This window comes from Priestia sp. 3CA3, from assembly GCF_056836725.1.
Genome location: NZ_JBXENJ010000004.1, coordinates 369,464 through 382,530 on the forward strand (window position 1 = coordinate 369,464; position 13,067 = coordinate 382,530).

The following is a 13,067-nucleotide window of genomic DNA, read 5'->3' on the forward strand; positions in this document are numbered from 1 at the left end:
GAGGGATACGGATTATGTACTTACATGGAACGAGTAAAATTAACAGCAGCAATCATTTAGAAATTGGGCAGTGCGATACGGTCGAACTGAAAAAACAATACGGCACTCCCCTATACATCTACGATCAAGAATTAATTGAGACGAAATGCAAGGCCTTCCATTCAGCCTTTCAAAGAAGCGGATTTTCATATCAAATCGCCTATGCAGGGAAAGCGTTTCTTTGTATGGAAATGGCTAGCCTTTTAACGAAGCTTGATATGTCATTAGATGTGGTCTCAGGAGGCGAATTATTTACAGCTCTTGAAGCGGGATATCCAGCTGAACGCATTCATTTTCACGGAAATAACAAAACGATTGAAGAAATTGAAATGGCTCTTGATGCGAATATTGGCTGTTTTGTTGTGGATAACTTTACCGAACTTGAAGTTTTACATGCCTTAGCAGCTGAGCGCAAACAGAAAGCATCTATTCTTCTGCGTGTTACTCCAGGGATTGAAGCCCACACACATGAGTATATTATGACCGGACAGGAAGACTCCAAGTTTGGATTTGGTCTTTCCAATGACCAGGCTATGAAAGCGGTAAGTTCTGCATTAGAAAAGCCTTACTACGATCTTTTAGGCATTCATTGTCATATTGGTTCGCAAATTTTTGAAGTAGATGGTTTTTCTCGCGCCATTGATATTTTAACTGATTTCTTATTCAGTATTCGTGATAAAATGGAATTTGAAGTAAAAGTTTTAAACGTAGGTGGTGGTTTTGGTATTCGTTATACCGAAAGCGACTCTCCACTTCCAGTTGAGTATTATGTAGATGCACTGACAGAAAAGCTAAGCCGCACGTTAACTGAACAGAATTATACCCTTCCGGAAGTCTGGATTGAGCCTGGAAGAAGCATCGTAGGAGAAGCAGGTACAACGCTTTATACAATCGGCTCAACGAAGGAGATTCCAGGTGTACGCAAATACGTAGGAATTGATGGCGGTATGACCGATAATATCCGTCCTGCTCTTTACGATGCAAAACATGAAGCTGTCTTGGCTAATAGAGTGACGGATAAAAAAGATGAAACAGTATCAATTGCAGGGAAATGCTGTGAATCAGGAGATATGCTTATTTGGGATATCGATTTACCGCGCGTTAATCAAGGAGATTTACTAGCAGTATCCTCTACAGGTGCCTACAACTATTCAATGGCTAGCAATTACAACCGTATTCCGCGCCCTGCTGTTGTATTTGTGAAAAATGGAGAAGCTCGTCTTGCTGTAGAGCGAGAAACATACGAAGATTTGGTGCGTAAAGATGTAAAGCCAGTCGTTACTACGTATGCAATGAGCAAATGATAGCTGTTCTTGCGTAGTAAAGAAGCTATTGTTGTTTGGAGGAAATCTATATGGTTTTAAGTGTATTTAAAACGTACAGATCATCGCTTATTCTGCTTCTCGCTATTTTAATTGGCGGGATAGCAGGATATGCTATCGGGCCCGATGTGGCAGTCGTAAAGCCCTTTGGTGATTTGTTTCTTAATTTAATGTTCATGATTATCGTTCCCCTTGTCTTTTTTAGTGTGGCTTCGGCGATCGCAAACATGAACGAAATGAAACGTCTTGGTAAAATTATGCTAGGTATCGCCGTTGTGTTTGTCGCCACTGCTGCTGTTTCAGCCGTTCTAGGCTTTTTAGGCGCATCACTTTACAATCCGCTGCACAACGTAGATACTTCTGCCATTAAAGAATTAATGGGTGACAGTGAAAATACAGCTGAAAAAATGACGCTTTTAAATCAGCTTGTTAGTACATTTACTGTACCTGATTTTGTTCAGTTATTTTCGAAAGAGCATATTTTACAATTAATTGTCTTTGCCGTTATCTTCGGTATTGCTACCACGATGGCTGGTGAAAAAGGACAGCCTATGGCGAAATTTCTGACTTCGGGTCAAGAAGTATCGATGAAAGTCGTTAAAATTGTCATGTACTATGCTCCAATTGGTTTAGGGTGCTATTTTGCTACTGTGGTAGGAGAACTTGGACCAAAGATCTTGCAAGGGTATGCCAGAGCATTTATTCTTTATTTATTAATTGCAATCGTTTACTATTTTGGCTTCTTTACGCTATACGCATGGATTGCTGGCGGTAAAGCAGGAATTAAGCTGTTTTGGAAAAATGCAGCTGCTCCTTCTATCACTGCTATTGCTACCTGTTCTTCCGCGGCATCTATTCCAGTCAATTTAGACGCAACAAAGAAAATGGGTGTGCCGCTGGATATTGCTGAAACAGTGATTCCATTAGGAGCAAACACCCATAAAGATGGTTCTGTTATCGGTGGTATTCTAAAAATTGTTTTCTTATTCAGTTTGTTCGGCAAAGATATGACGTCTGCTACGAGTATTTTGAGCATATTAGGCGTAGCCTTTTTAGTTGGAGCCGTAATGGGAGCAATTCCTGGAGGCGGTATGATTGGCGAAATGTTAATCATTACAATTTACGGATTTTCGCCAGAAGTTCTGCCCATCATTGCGGTCATTTCCACAATTATTGACGCCCCTGCTACGCTCTTAAACAGTACGGGAAATACAGTAACAGCGATGCTTGTTACAAGGTTTACAGAAGGAAAAGACTGGATTAATAAAATTATCACCACCGATAAAGTCGCCTAGTAAAAAAGCAAAGGGAACAGTCTTAGTGACTCTCCCTTTGCTTTTTTCGTGTGCAGTAATATCGATAGCCGTGTATAAAGTTTGTAAATACGCACATTCTATAGGTATGTTTCATAACCGGACTGGAGGTGTCGTCTAATGAGTAACGCTGCAGGAGGTTCAAAGAAGAATCAACCGAATGATGCGAATCACGTAAGTGCAGAAACAAAAGCTCATCAAAAACGTCTCACTGAGCAAAACAAACAAGAGCATCAAGCTGAAGAGCGAAAATAAAATGACGTCAAAGAACGTTTGGCACAGGCCCTGTGTTCTTTGACGTCATTTTATTTTGAGAGAGCTTAATGACGACGCTCTTTATAGGTCTATCGTACAACCTCCTTTCAAACTTTTACATATTCTATTAATAGGTTTGTAAAAGGAGGAATGATATGGTGTTTTCTTGGATAGAGATTACAGCTGCAGCCTTTGGGCTTTCAGTTATTTTGATAAGTTTTGCATTTTTGCCCGAATGTACAGGCAAAAATCTTTATATTCCTCATCAGCTAGTAGCAAAATCTATGTTTCTCTATAAAAAGATTATTGGTTTTATAAATCAATTTCGACAGAAACTTTAGTTCATTTCCTTTCCTCGTTTTTATTCATTGGATAGCTCCCTTTTTTAATCAGCGCATTTACAGTAAATAATTTAATCGTTAAAATAAAGAGTAAAAAAAAAGTATAAGCAGTTTGCAGAAATGGAGTTTCACATGGAAATCAGAGACTTAGAATACTTTATAGAGGTAGCGAATCATAAAAATTTTACAAAGGCAGCGCTGCAAGTTCATTTGTCACAAACGGCTTTAAGTAAAGCCGTCAAAAAAGTGGAAAATGAACTAGGATTTGAGCTTCTTGACCGTTCAACAAGAGAATTAAAGCTAACCGATGCAGGAGAAGTCGTGTATCATCAGGCAACTAAAGCGCTGTCGGTGTTAAAAGACATGCCTCACTTGTTGGGCGATTTAATGAACTTGCAAACAGGGCAAATCAAGATGGGAATCCCTCCGCTCATCGGGACCTTGTTTTTCCCGAAGATTGCAAAAGCATTTAATGAACAATACCCTAAAGTATCTCTAGAGCTTATTGAATTTGGAGCAAAAAAAATTGAAGCCCTTGTGGAAGAGGCTGGTGTAGATATGGGGATTGTTATGCTTCCTCTCACAAGCGGTCATGATGAGCATTTTCACGTATACCCGTTCGTTAAGGAGAGATTCCTTTTATACGCCCATAAAAACCATCCTTTAGCGAAACGTTCTTCCGTCTGGATGAAAGAATTGGAGCATGAAAAATTCATTATGTTCAGTGAAGAATTTACGCTGCACGACCGGTTAATTCAAGATGCTTTAAAATCAGGATTTGTGCCTTCTATCGCATATAAAAGTTCTCAATGGGATTTAATTATTGAATTAACAGCAGCAGAACTAGGTATTGCTATTTTACCCGAATCGCTTTATGCCAAAGTGAAAGATTCCAATATTATTACGGTACCTATTGCAAATCCTGAAATGATGTGGGAACTTGGAATTATTCTGTTAAAAGAACGCTACAGTTCATTCGCTGTAAGAGAGTTGATTAATTTTCTGACAGCAAAACAAATAACAAATAAGTTGGACGCAAATTAAATAGAGGCTGGGAGATAACGAAATCAATCCACAGCTAGAAGCACATACGCCTACACACATGAAATTTACGTTCACTATCACCATGAAAAAATCCGACCGAGGAATCGAGATTCTCCATCAAGAATTTGAATTCATCGGTCGGATTTCCCTTCAACAAAACTACTTTTGTCCCAGCCTCTTTATATGTAACACGAGTTTTATCATTCAACAATCCCTACAATGAATCCATCATAGCCTTTGCTTCCAACGGTTTGTATAGCCGTGGCGCTGATTCGTTTTTCTTGAGCCAGAGCATCCATAAATTGTCGAATTCCCTTTACATTTTCATCTTCACTTTCTGAGTTCACCACGTGCCCTTGACGAACAACATTATCACAAATAATCGTACTTCCTCGTTTCGATAATTCTAGAGCCCACTTTAAGTAATTTGGGTTATTCGGCTTGTCAGCATCAATAAAGATAAGATCAAACGGCTCTGTTCCCTTATCCTTTAATACAGCTAATGTATCAAGCCCGGGGCCGACAATGACTTCTACTAAGTGGCTTACTCCCGCTCTTTTTAAATTTGCTCGTGCTACTTCTGCATGCTGAGCGCTTAATTCGAGCGTAATCAGCTGTCCGTCTTTCGGAAGAGCTCTGGCTAGCCAAATCGTGCTGTACCCTCCAAGAGTACCAATTTCCAAAATGCGTTTAGCCCCTTTTAATGAAGATAACAAATGCAGAAACTTTCCTTGACTAGGCGATACGTCGATGGCAGGTAATCCAGCCTCTTGATTTGCCTTCAATACCTCATCAAGAATAGGGTCAGGTTGTATGAGCTTATCATTCATATAAAGATCCACTTCATTCCAAATTTCATATATAGACATTTCCATACTCCTCCACATAAGTGATAAAAGCTTTATTATTCAAAGATACGAATATGTTTTTCTCATATTCAGCTTGTTGCCATAATCGTTCGTATTATGAATGTGTTCTAGCTCTCTAATAAACTATCCTGCTCGCTCTTAAAAAGAATTGTTATATGTCCATAAAAAAAAGACCTTCAGAGAGGTCTTTTTTTATCTTTAAATAATCGTAGCTCAATCAGTAGAAAATAGCCGGTACCTTTCTACCGGCTATTTTCTAGAAGACATCTTATTATCCGTTATGACTGAACTTAAATACTATCGGTGTACGTTCTGTTTCTATTTTCCAAATCATGTGATGATATCCTTTGCTCCAGTAATCTTTTACTAAGTAATCGGGAATTCCAAATATGTTTTTCCATACTTTCTGAGCATTCTTGTATCCGCTATCCAAACAAATTTTTTTAATTTCTCTGCTTTGAAGCGTAAGCAGCATAATATGTATAAGTAGTGTTCCTACCCCTTTTCTTTGGTACTTTGGATGAACAAAAACTGTGCCGATTTCAATCCATCCTTGCAGCTCCCCTTTTGTACACGCCATAATTAATTCACTAACAGGGCCATATTCAATGCAGCCAATAATCTTATTGATGCACGTATCTATTCCGAGCCAAAAGAATCGACATTTCCCATCGCTATCAAGGTCACTTTTTAAATATTGTTCTTTACTTTCAATTTCTATTTGTATATCGTTCACCATGTCAGATAGCCCCTCTCTATGAAAGGTATCTGTGATCACTTCATTAAAAAGCTCGTGGAGTTCTGCGCTATCCTCTATTTTTGGTCTTCTTATTTCAATATGATTCAATGTTCATCCCTCCTGATTATTTCACTGCCAAATATGAAGCTTTACTTTTATTATTTATCAATATATGTTGATAATCCTTTTCCTTTTCTACAGTTTTCCCAACAAAAAAAGCACGAGAAGCTTTAAGTTCTCGTACTTTTTTTATAATATGGATTCTGCTTTTCTATTTGGAACTGTTAATACTGATTCACAAAGCTCTGGATTTTACATACGAATTCAGAAAGATTCTCCTTTATCTCTTTATCCTCTGTTTTCGCTACTTGCTCTTGTATGGCATCAATCATTAAACGTGCTCTTTTAGGATCTATAGAGGCCGGCTGGCTGCTATTGTTTGATAGACTTTTTAAAATTTGATTGGTCATTTTGTTTTTATCATGAATATAAAATAATATTTGAGGAACTTGATTAATTAACAAATTTACATATCTGCGAAACTCCTCTATCTCATATAATTCTCTTGAAGTACCTTTAAAGCCATCAACGGAAAGCATAAGACTCTGGTAGCCTTTATCACTGCGTTGATTAAGTGCTTTAATCACTTTTAAAAATCGACCGAACTTTAGATAACGTATTTCGTCTTTCTTTAATTCTAAAAATTCAATTTCTCCTTTTTCTAAAAAAGGATCTTTGATAAGACTATTATCATTCATATACATTCTCTCCCTACTAATTTATTAGTTGCAGAGCTTGTTTTGAATTCATTTGTCTATCGTTTTAGTAATTGTTTACCTCTTTTAGGACCGTTTTAAAACCTTTATTTGTAAAACGCTTACATAAATGTTCTCAATTGCCTGACGCGTTGATGGAACCCTATTTATTATCTGATAAATGACGAATGAAAAAGAGCTCCTTTACAGAAGCTCTCTTTTTAAGGTTATAGGGATGCTGATAACTTTATATCTTATTTGCCTCTTTTAATACTGCTAATAAGTATTCCCATGTCTTAAGAGTAGACGGAATGCTCAGGTGTTCATCAGGTGTATGAACGTCGTACATATCGGGTCCGAGCGAAATGGCATCTAATCCAGGGATTTTTTCTAAGAAAATACCGCATTCAATTCCAGCATGGATGGCGATGATCTCCGCCTCTTCACCATACTTTTCTTTGTAAACCTTTTTACATAATTCGCGAATTTTTGAATCTCCATTGTACGCCCATTCAGGATAATTACCTTTTGTTTCAACTCTTCCCCCGACTACCTGAGCAAGTATGCGCACTTGACTTACTATTTTTTCTTTTAAGCTTTTTACTGAGCTGCGAATTTCATTTTGAAAAACAACCTCAGATTCTGTCGTCGTAATCACACCTAAGTTGGTAGAAGATTCTACTAATCCTTCAATATTCATACTCATGCTTTGAACGCCGTTTGGTGTTAGCATAATAGCTTGTACAATTCGTTCTGTCGTTTCTCTTGTAAAACATTTCTCAACGGAAGAAAATTTGTTTATTTTTACATATACGCTCGGATCAGCCGCTTGTAATTCATTTTTTACTATTTCGTTCCACTCACGAATCTTATTTTCTAGCTTTCCTATCTCAGAAGGCTCAACTGATAGAATTGCTTCTGATTCACGGGGAATTGCATTTGATTTTAATCCTCCGCTAATGCTGCTTAAAGAATAGGGAAGTTCTTGTTGTAAATCATATAAAACTCTCCCTAGCAGTTTATTCGCATTTCCTCTTTCTTTGTCAATTTCCATTCCGGAATGTCCGCCGCGCAGTCCTCCGATGCTTAAGCTATATGTTTCTGAGTTATTGGAAGACGACTCCCAGTTTAGAGGAATACGAAGCACGCCTTTTACCCCGCCTGCGCTGCTGACAAGGAGCTTTCCGTCCTCTTCTGTATCAAGGTTAATAAAGATTTTCCCTTCAAAATAAGCTGGATTTACAGCAATGGCTCCGCCCATAGTCGTTTCTTCTTCAGTGGTAATGACTACTTCAAGAGAGGGGTGCGCTATATTTTGAGCATCTAGTAAAGCTAGTGCATATGCAACAGCAATCCCGTTATCAGCTCCTAGCGTAGTACCATTTGCATAAAGCATATCTTCAACAATTCGCAGTTGAAGCGGATCTTTTTCAAAGTCATGGACAGTTCCTTTATTTAACTCGCATACCATGTCCATATGTCCTTGCAAAATGATGGCTGGAGCATGTTCATATCCTTTAGTTGCCGGCTTTTTAATGATTACATTTAAAGCTTCGTCTTGGATAACCTCAAGGCTTCTTTCTTTTGCAAAAGAAACTAAATAGTCACTGATTTTCTTTTCATTTCCAGATTCTCTAGGAATAGCTGAGATTTCGTTAAAGAAATAGAAAACCGGATGTTTAATTAATTCATTTACTGTTTGCACCATATGTATCATCCTTTCTAATCTGTACGCTTTTTTTATCCTACTATTTATCTTGACAGTAGAAATAGCATATGAGGCTTTTTTTATGTATCGCCTAGTTATATTTTAACGTTGATTAACTCAATAGAATAGATATAACCTAAAAAAGCATAAATGAGCCCGTTGGACTCATTTATGCTTTTAATGATTTGTTCTATTTTTATTGAGCTGTATATCCGCCGTCCATTACTACCGCTTGACCAGTTACACCTTTTGCTTTATCACTCGCTAAGAAGATAGCGTAGTCAGCAATTTCGCTCACGTCTAGTAATCTTTTTTGAGGGACTAAAGGATAAATAACTTCTTCAAGAACGCTTTCTAATGGTACGTTTCTTGTTTTAGCTAAACCATCTAACTGACCTCTCACTAGTGGTGTATCCACATAACCAGGACAAAGTGCATTAACCGTAATACCGTGTGCTGCACCTTCAAGAGCAGCTACTTTTGTTAGCCCAATTACACCGTGTTTGGCACTGTTATAAGCTGCTTTGCCTGCAAAACCGATTAAACCGTTGATAGAAGAAACGTTAATAATACGTCCGAACCCTTGTTTTTTCATAATCGGAAACGCGTGCTTAATCGCCATAAATGGAGCTGTTAGCATAATTTTAATCATTAACTCATACTTTTCAGTTGGAAACTCTTCGATTGGAGAAACATGCTGCAAACCAGCGTTGTTAATGAACGTATGAACCGCTCCAAAATGTGCGTTTGCTGTTTCAATTAAATGTTTGATTTCTTCTTCTTTTGTTACATCCGCTTTGACACCAAGTGCTTCGAATCCAGCTTCACGAAGATTTTGTGCTGCAGCTTCTACGGCAGTTTGATCAATATCAGATAACACAATTTTCCCGCCGTTTTCAGCGAATCGTTTACCTATTTCAAATCCAATTCCTCTTGCTGCTCCTGTGATTACAATTACTTGATTTTCAACCATGTGTATTCTCCTCCTGTTTTTAAATAATACCGGCTGCCGCTAATGCGACTCCTGCAAATAAAGCGATTGTCGGGATGATAAATGCAACAACAAATACGTCTTTATACGTTTCTTTATGCCGAAGACCAGTTACAGCTAATAGCGTTAACAACGCACCGTTATGCGGTAAAATAGATGCACCTGACGCAACGCTTGCAATACGGTGAAGCGCATCTGCGCTTAAATTCGTCGTTTGAGACAAGTGATACCACGTATCTCCTAATGCTTGAAGCGCAATACCCATACCACCGGATGCTGAACCCGTGATCATCGCTAGCACTTGAACGCTTAACGCTTCTGAAACGAGCGGATTACTCGAAATGTTTAGTAGTACGTGCGTGACATCTTTAAACTCTGGAACTGCTGTAATAACCGAGCCAAAGCCTACTGCTGCACTCGTGTTAATAACAGCCATTACGGATCCTTTTGCTCCTTCATTTATAGAAGAAATAAACGTCTTATAGTGTTTGAAATTAATAAGTAAAATAGAAAAAATACCAATTAATAATGATACGATAGGCTCCCATTTTAAAACGTTTAATGTCATGACAACGATAATCAGCGGTAAAATAGCTAACATTACATTCATCGAGTCCTGCTCTTCACTTGCGGCAACCGATGATTCATTAGGCTCAGTAAACCCTTGATTTTTAGCTTTTAATTTTTTATCGCGATAAGCTAACCATAAATAGCCTCCCACTGCCATAATAAGACCTGAGACAATTCCAATAATTGAACCGGACATTGCATTGGTTTTAAATGTAGCAGTCGGAATCAGATTTTGAATTTGAGGCGTACCTGGAATCGCTGTCATTGTAAATGTAAATGCTCCGAGTGCAATGGTTGCTGGCAGTAAATTTCGCGATACGTTAGCTTCTCGAAATAATGCGATTGCTAAAGGATAAATCGCAAAGACAACAACGAATAAACTGACTCCGCCGTATGTCAAAATGGCTGAAGCAATCAGCACCCCTAAAATGGCTCTTTTACTTCCAAACAATTTAGCAATGCGCTGCGCTAGCGACTTAGCTGCGCCTGTATCTTCCATTAGCTTTCCAAAGACGGCTCCTAATAAAAAGATGGGGAACCATTTTGCAGCGAAATCTACAAACCCTCCCATATACACATCTGTATAAGTAGGCAGTACTTTTAAACCGCTAAAATAAGCAACAAACGTAGCGACAACAGGTGCCACCCAGATAATAGACCATCCTAGATAAGCAAAAAACATCAGCAATAACAATCCTACAATAATAACCACACGGTAACCTCCTTTCCTTTTAATACATATACATAATGGATTATTTCACAACACAACAAGTTTACACCCGTTAGTTTTATAAGTAAAATGAATAAAAGGAATAAAAACTATGAATAAAAGTCGTAGTTTATTTAAAAATTCACACTCAATTATTTTTTTCCTATAATTTCACTTTGAGTAGAAGCTATAAAATATACTTCCTTCTTTTTTCCTTGTACAAGCTAAGTTTTTTTCTGTTATATCCCGCGCTCTTCCTTTATTTTCTTTTCTCTTATAAGTTTTTCCGAACATATAGATGGGTATTTGAATGTTATGACACAGAAAAAGAGGCGATCTTATGCTACACTTCATAACAGACTTACTGAAACAATTTGGAATTTGGGGACTTTTAAGCGGACTGGCCATTGAGGCTTCCTCCCTGCCGTTTCCTGGTTCTCTTCTCACCCTTACCTACGGATACTTATTAAACATGCACATAGTGAAATTATTATTAATCGCTCTTGCAGGAAGCGCCGTTTATACAGCTTTTAGCTTTATACCGTATGGGATAGGCTATAAATTAGAAGATAAGGTAAAGAAAAAATTATCAAAAAAGAAAAAAGCATTTGAGAAATCGCAAAAATGGTTTAAAAAATGCGGATTATGGAGTATTGCGATTGCTCGTCCTTTAGGGCTCGGCAACTACATTTCTTACCTTTCAGGGCTATCTAAAGTAAAACCTATGCCGTTTGCTCTGCTCACATTTCTTGGTATCTTTCCTTTGAATATTGCCATGCTTTGGCTAGGACAAATCGGAAACTTTAAGTCCATTCAGTCTTTTATCTCAGATGCACAAACTTATATTCTAATTGCAGCGGTAGTGGCTGTATGCGGATTTTTAATTTATAAGTTCTATTTTAAAAAGAGCAGCTGCAGCGAACAGTCTAGTTCAACTTAAGATTAAGAATATAAAAAAAGACCCCTCGGGGTCTTTTTTTATTAAATAGAAATAACACCTAAGATTAATGCAGCTAGTGTCATCACCGCCGTAGTTCCTAGCGCCCACTTAATTAAAAATCGTTGCAAATCACTAAATTCAATTCCTACCATTCCAATTAATAAGTGAGCTGCTGCTACCAAGGGACTTATCACGTGAACAGGTTGTCCTAAGATAGCAGCTCTTCCAATTTCAGCTGCGCTAATGCCATAACTTTCGGCAGCTTGAGCAATAATCGGCAATACGCCAAAATAAAAAGCATTATTAGACATAAAAAATGTAAAAGGAGCACTTAAAAATGCTACTACAACTGGCAAAAAAGGGCCCATTGCATCTGGAATTATTCCTACAAGTGTATTTGCCATAGCATCAATCATCTTTGTTCCAGACATAATTCCTGTAAAAATACCTGCTGCAATAACAATTGAAACGACGGCTACCGCATTATTTGCATGAGATGAAATTCGCTGCTGTTGATCTTTGATGTTTGGATAATTTATTAGTAATGCAATAGCGAATGCTACCATGAACAATAGCATCAGCGACATGAAGTCCATAATTAAGCACACCATAAGACTAACGGTAAGCAGAAAATTAAACCATACTAACTTAGGACGTCGATAGTCTGAATATTGCACTGTTCCCTCTACTTCATGTGCGTGTGCAATTTCATTTGCAGAATGTTTAATATTGATAACTCCTAATCTTTTTCTTTCCCTTCTTCCAAGTACAACAGAAACAAACAGCACCCATAGAAGCCCAAAACCCATTACAGGTATCAAAGGCAAAAACAACTGAGATGAATCCAAATTTAATGAACTCATAGCCATAGCAGAAGCACCTCCCCACGGAGTCATATTCATAACTCCCATAGATAGCATCGCTACTCCTGCAAGGATAAGTGGATTCATTTCTAAGCGTTTATATAGCGGAAGCAAAGAAGAAACCGTTATCATATATGTAGTAGTTCCATCCCCATCTAAAGCAACCATCATTGAAAGCACAGCAGTTCCTACAACGATTTTTAGAGGATCTCCTTTTACAACCTTTAAAATGAATGAAACAAGAGGGTCAAACAATCCTGAATCAATCATCAACCCAAAATATAAAATAGCAAATAAAATCATAATAGCTGTAGGCGCAATGTCTTTTACACCCTCGAGCATCATAGGTCCCATTCCACTAGCAAAACCGCCTATTAGACCAAATATGATGGGGATAATGATAAGAGCAACCATTGGGGTAAGTCGTTTTGACATAATTAAATACATGAAGACTGCAACCATTAAAAATCCTAATAAAGAAAGCACAGATATTTTTCCTCCTTTTTTGATAACGTTTTCATTTTTATTTGCTACACGTTACTAAAAAGGTATCACTTGTTGAAGCTGGTTCATAGATAACCAACATAAGTTTAATATCTTTTATAAAAG

Annotated in this window: 13 protein-coding genes; 6 read left to right on the top strand and 7 right to left on the bottom strand. The window is 37.8% G+C overall.

From position 1 onward, the window contains the following. The first annotated feature begins 14 nt into the window (after positions 1 to 14). From lysA to AC1VNJ_RS13770, 5 genes are all read left to right on the top strand, one after another. The gene (gene lysA, locus AC1VNJ_RS13750; RefSeq protein ID WP_014460106.1) at positions 15 to 1,343 is read left to right on the top strand and encodes a diaminopimelate decarboxylase; all 1,329 of its coding nucleotides are present in this window, start codon (positions 15 to 17) and stop codon (positions 1,341 to 1,343) included. 50 nt (positions 1,344 to 1,393) lie between these two features. After that, positions 1,394 to 2,656, top strand: coding sequence for a dicarboxylate/amino acid:cation symporter (locus tag AC1VNJ_RS13755; protein WP_033578970.1), 1,263 nt, complete (start codon positions 1,394 to 1,396; stop codon positions 2,654 to 2,656). Between the two features lie 138 nt (positions 2,657 to 2,794). Further along, the gene (locus tag AC1VNJ_RS13760; RefSeq protein ID WP_013057043.1) at positions 2,795 to 2,929 is read left to right on the top strand and encodes a hypothetical protein; all 135 of its coding nucleotides are present in this window, start codon (positions 2,795 to 2,797) and stop codon (positions 2,927 to 2,929) included. Between the two features lie 155 nt (positions 2,930 to 3,084). Beyond that, positions 3,085 to 3,270, top strand: a complete 186-nt coding sequence (locus AC1VNJ_RS13765) for a hypothetical protein (protein ID WP_482640912.1) — start codon at positions 3,085 to 3,087, stop codon at positions 3,268 to 3,270. Positions 3,271 to 3,402: 132 nt separating this feature from the next. Further along, a complete protein-coding gene (locus AC1VNJ_RS13770; protein ID WP_251440376.1) occupies positions 3,403 to 4,314 on the top strand; it encodes a LysR family transcriptional regulator in 912 nt (303 codons plus the stop codon). Between the two features lie 200 nt (positions 4,315 to 4,514). Here the strand turns inward: AC1VNJ_RS13770 and AC1VNJ_RS13775 are convergent, their stop codons facing one another. The 6 genes from AC1VNJ_RS13775 to AC1VNJ_RS13800 all read right to left on the bottom strand — a co-directional run bounded on the left by AC1VNJ_RS13775 (position 4,515) and on the right by AC1VNJ_RS13800 (position 10,658). Beyond that, the gene (locus AC1VNJ_RS13775; RefSeq protein WP_482640913.1) at positions 4,515 to 5,201 is read right to left on the bottom strand and encodes an O-methyltransferase; all 687 of its coding nucleotides are present in this window, start codon (positions 5,199 to 5,201) and stop codon (positions 4,515 to 4,517) included. 253 nt (positions 5,202 to 5,454) lie between these two features. Further along, positions 5,455 to 6,030 carry a GNAT family N-acetyltransferase gene (locus tag AC1VNJ_RS13780; RefSeq protein ID WP_482640914.1) on the bottom strand — a complete coding sequence of 192 codons (576 nt, stop codon included), beginning with the start codon at positions 6,028 to 6,030 and terminating at the stop codon, positions 5,455 to 5,457. Positions 6,031 to 6,206: 176 nt separating this feature from the next. Beyond that, on the bottom strand, positions 6,207 to 6,680 hold the full coding sequence (locus AC1VNJ_RS13785; protein ID WP_047750982.1) for a hypothetical protein: 474 nt from the start codon (positions 6,678 to 6,680) through the stop codon (positions 6,207 to 6,209). A gap of 244 nt (positions 6,681 to 6,924) precedes the next feature. Beyond that, complete coding sequence (locus AC1VNJ_RS13790) at positions 6,925 to 8,385, bottom strand: aminoacyl-histidine dipeptidase (protein ID WP_482640915.1); 1,461 nt, start codon at positions 8,383 to 8,385, stop codon at positions 6,925 to 6,927. A 196-nt stretch (positions 8,386 to 8,581) separates the two neighbouring features. After that, positions 8,582 to 9,358, bottom strand: coding sequence for a 3-hydroxybutyrate dehydrogenase (locus AC1VNJ_RS13795; protein WP_028413363.1), 777 nt, complete (start codon positions 9,356 to 9,358; stop codon positions 8,582 to 8,584). A gap of 19 nt (positions 9,359 to 9,377) precedes the next feature. Continuing rightward, positions 9,378 to 10,658 (bottom strand): GntP family permease, encoded by a 1,281-nt coding sequence (locus AC1VNJ_RS13800; protein ID WP_482640916.1) that lies wholly within the window; start codon positions 10,656 to 10,658, stop codon positions 9,378 to 9,380. A 337-nt stretch (positions 10,659 to 10,995) separates the two neighbouring features. On the opposite strand from AC1VNJ_RS13800, the gene AC1VNJ_RS13805 reads away from it, so the two are divergent. Continuing rightward, complete coding sequence (locus tag AC1VNJ_RS13805; protein WP_014460120.1) at positions 10,996 to 11,595, top strand: DedA family protein; 600 nt, start codon at positions 10,996 to 10,998, stop codon at positions 11,593 to 11,595. A 41-nt stretch (positions 11,596 to 11,636) separates the two neighbouring features. On the opposite strand, the gene AC1VNJ_RS13810 is transcribed toward AC1VNJ_RS13805, so the two are convergent. Beyond that, positions 11,637 to 12,944, bottom strand: coding sequence for a CitMHS family transporter (locus AC1VNJ_RS13810; RefSeq protein ID WP_034266108.1), 1,308 nt, complete (start codon positions 12,942 to 12,944; stop codon positions 11,637 to 11,639). Positions 12,945 to 13,067 lie beyond the last annotated feature (123 nt).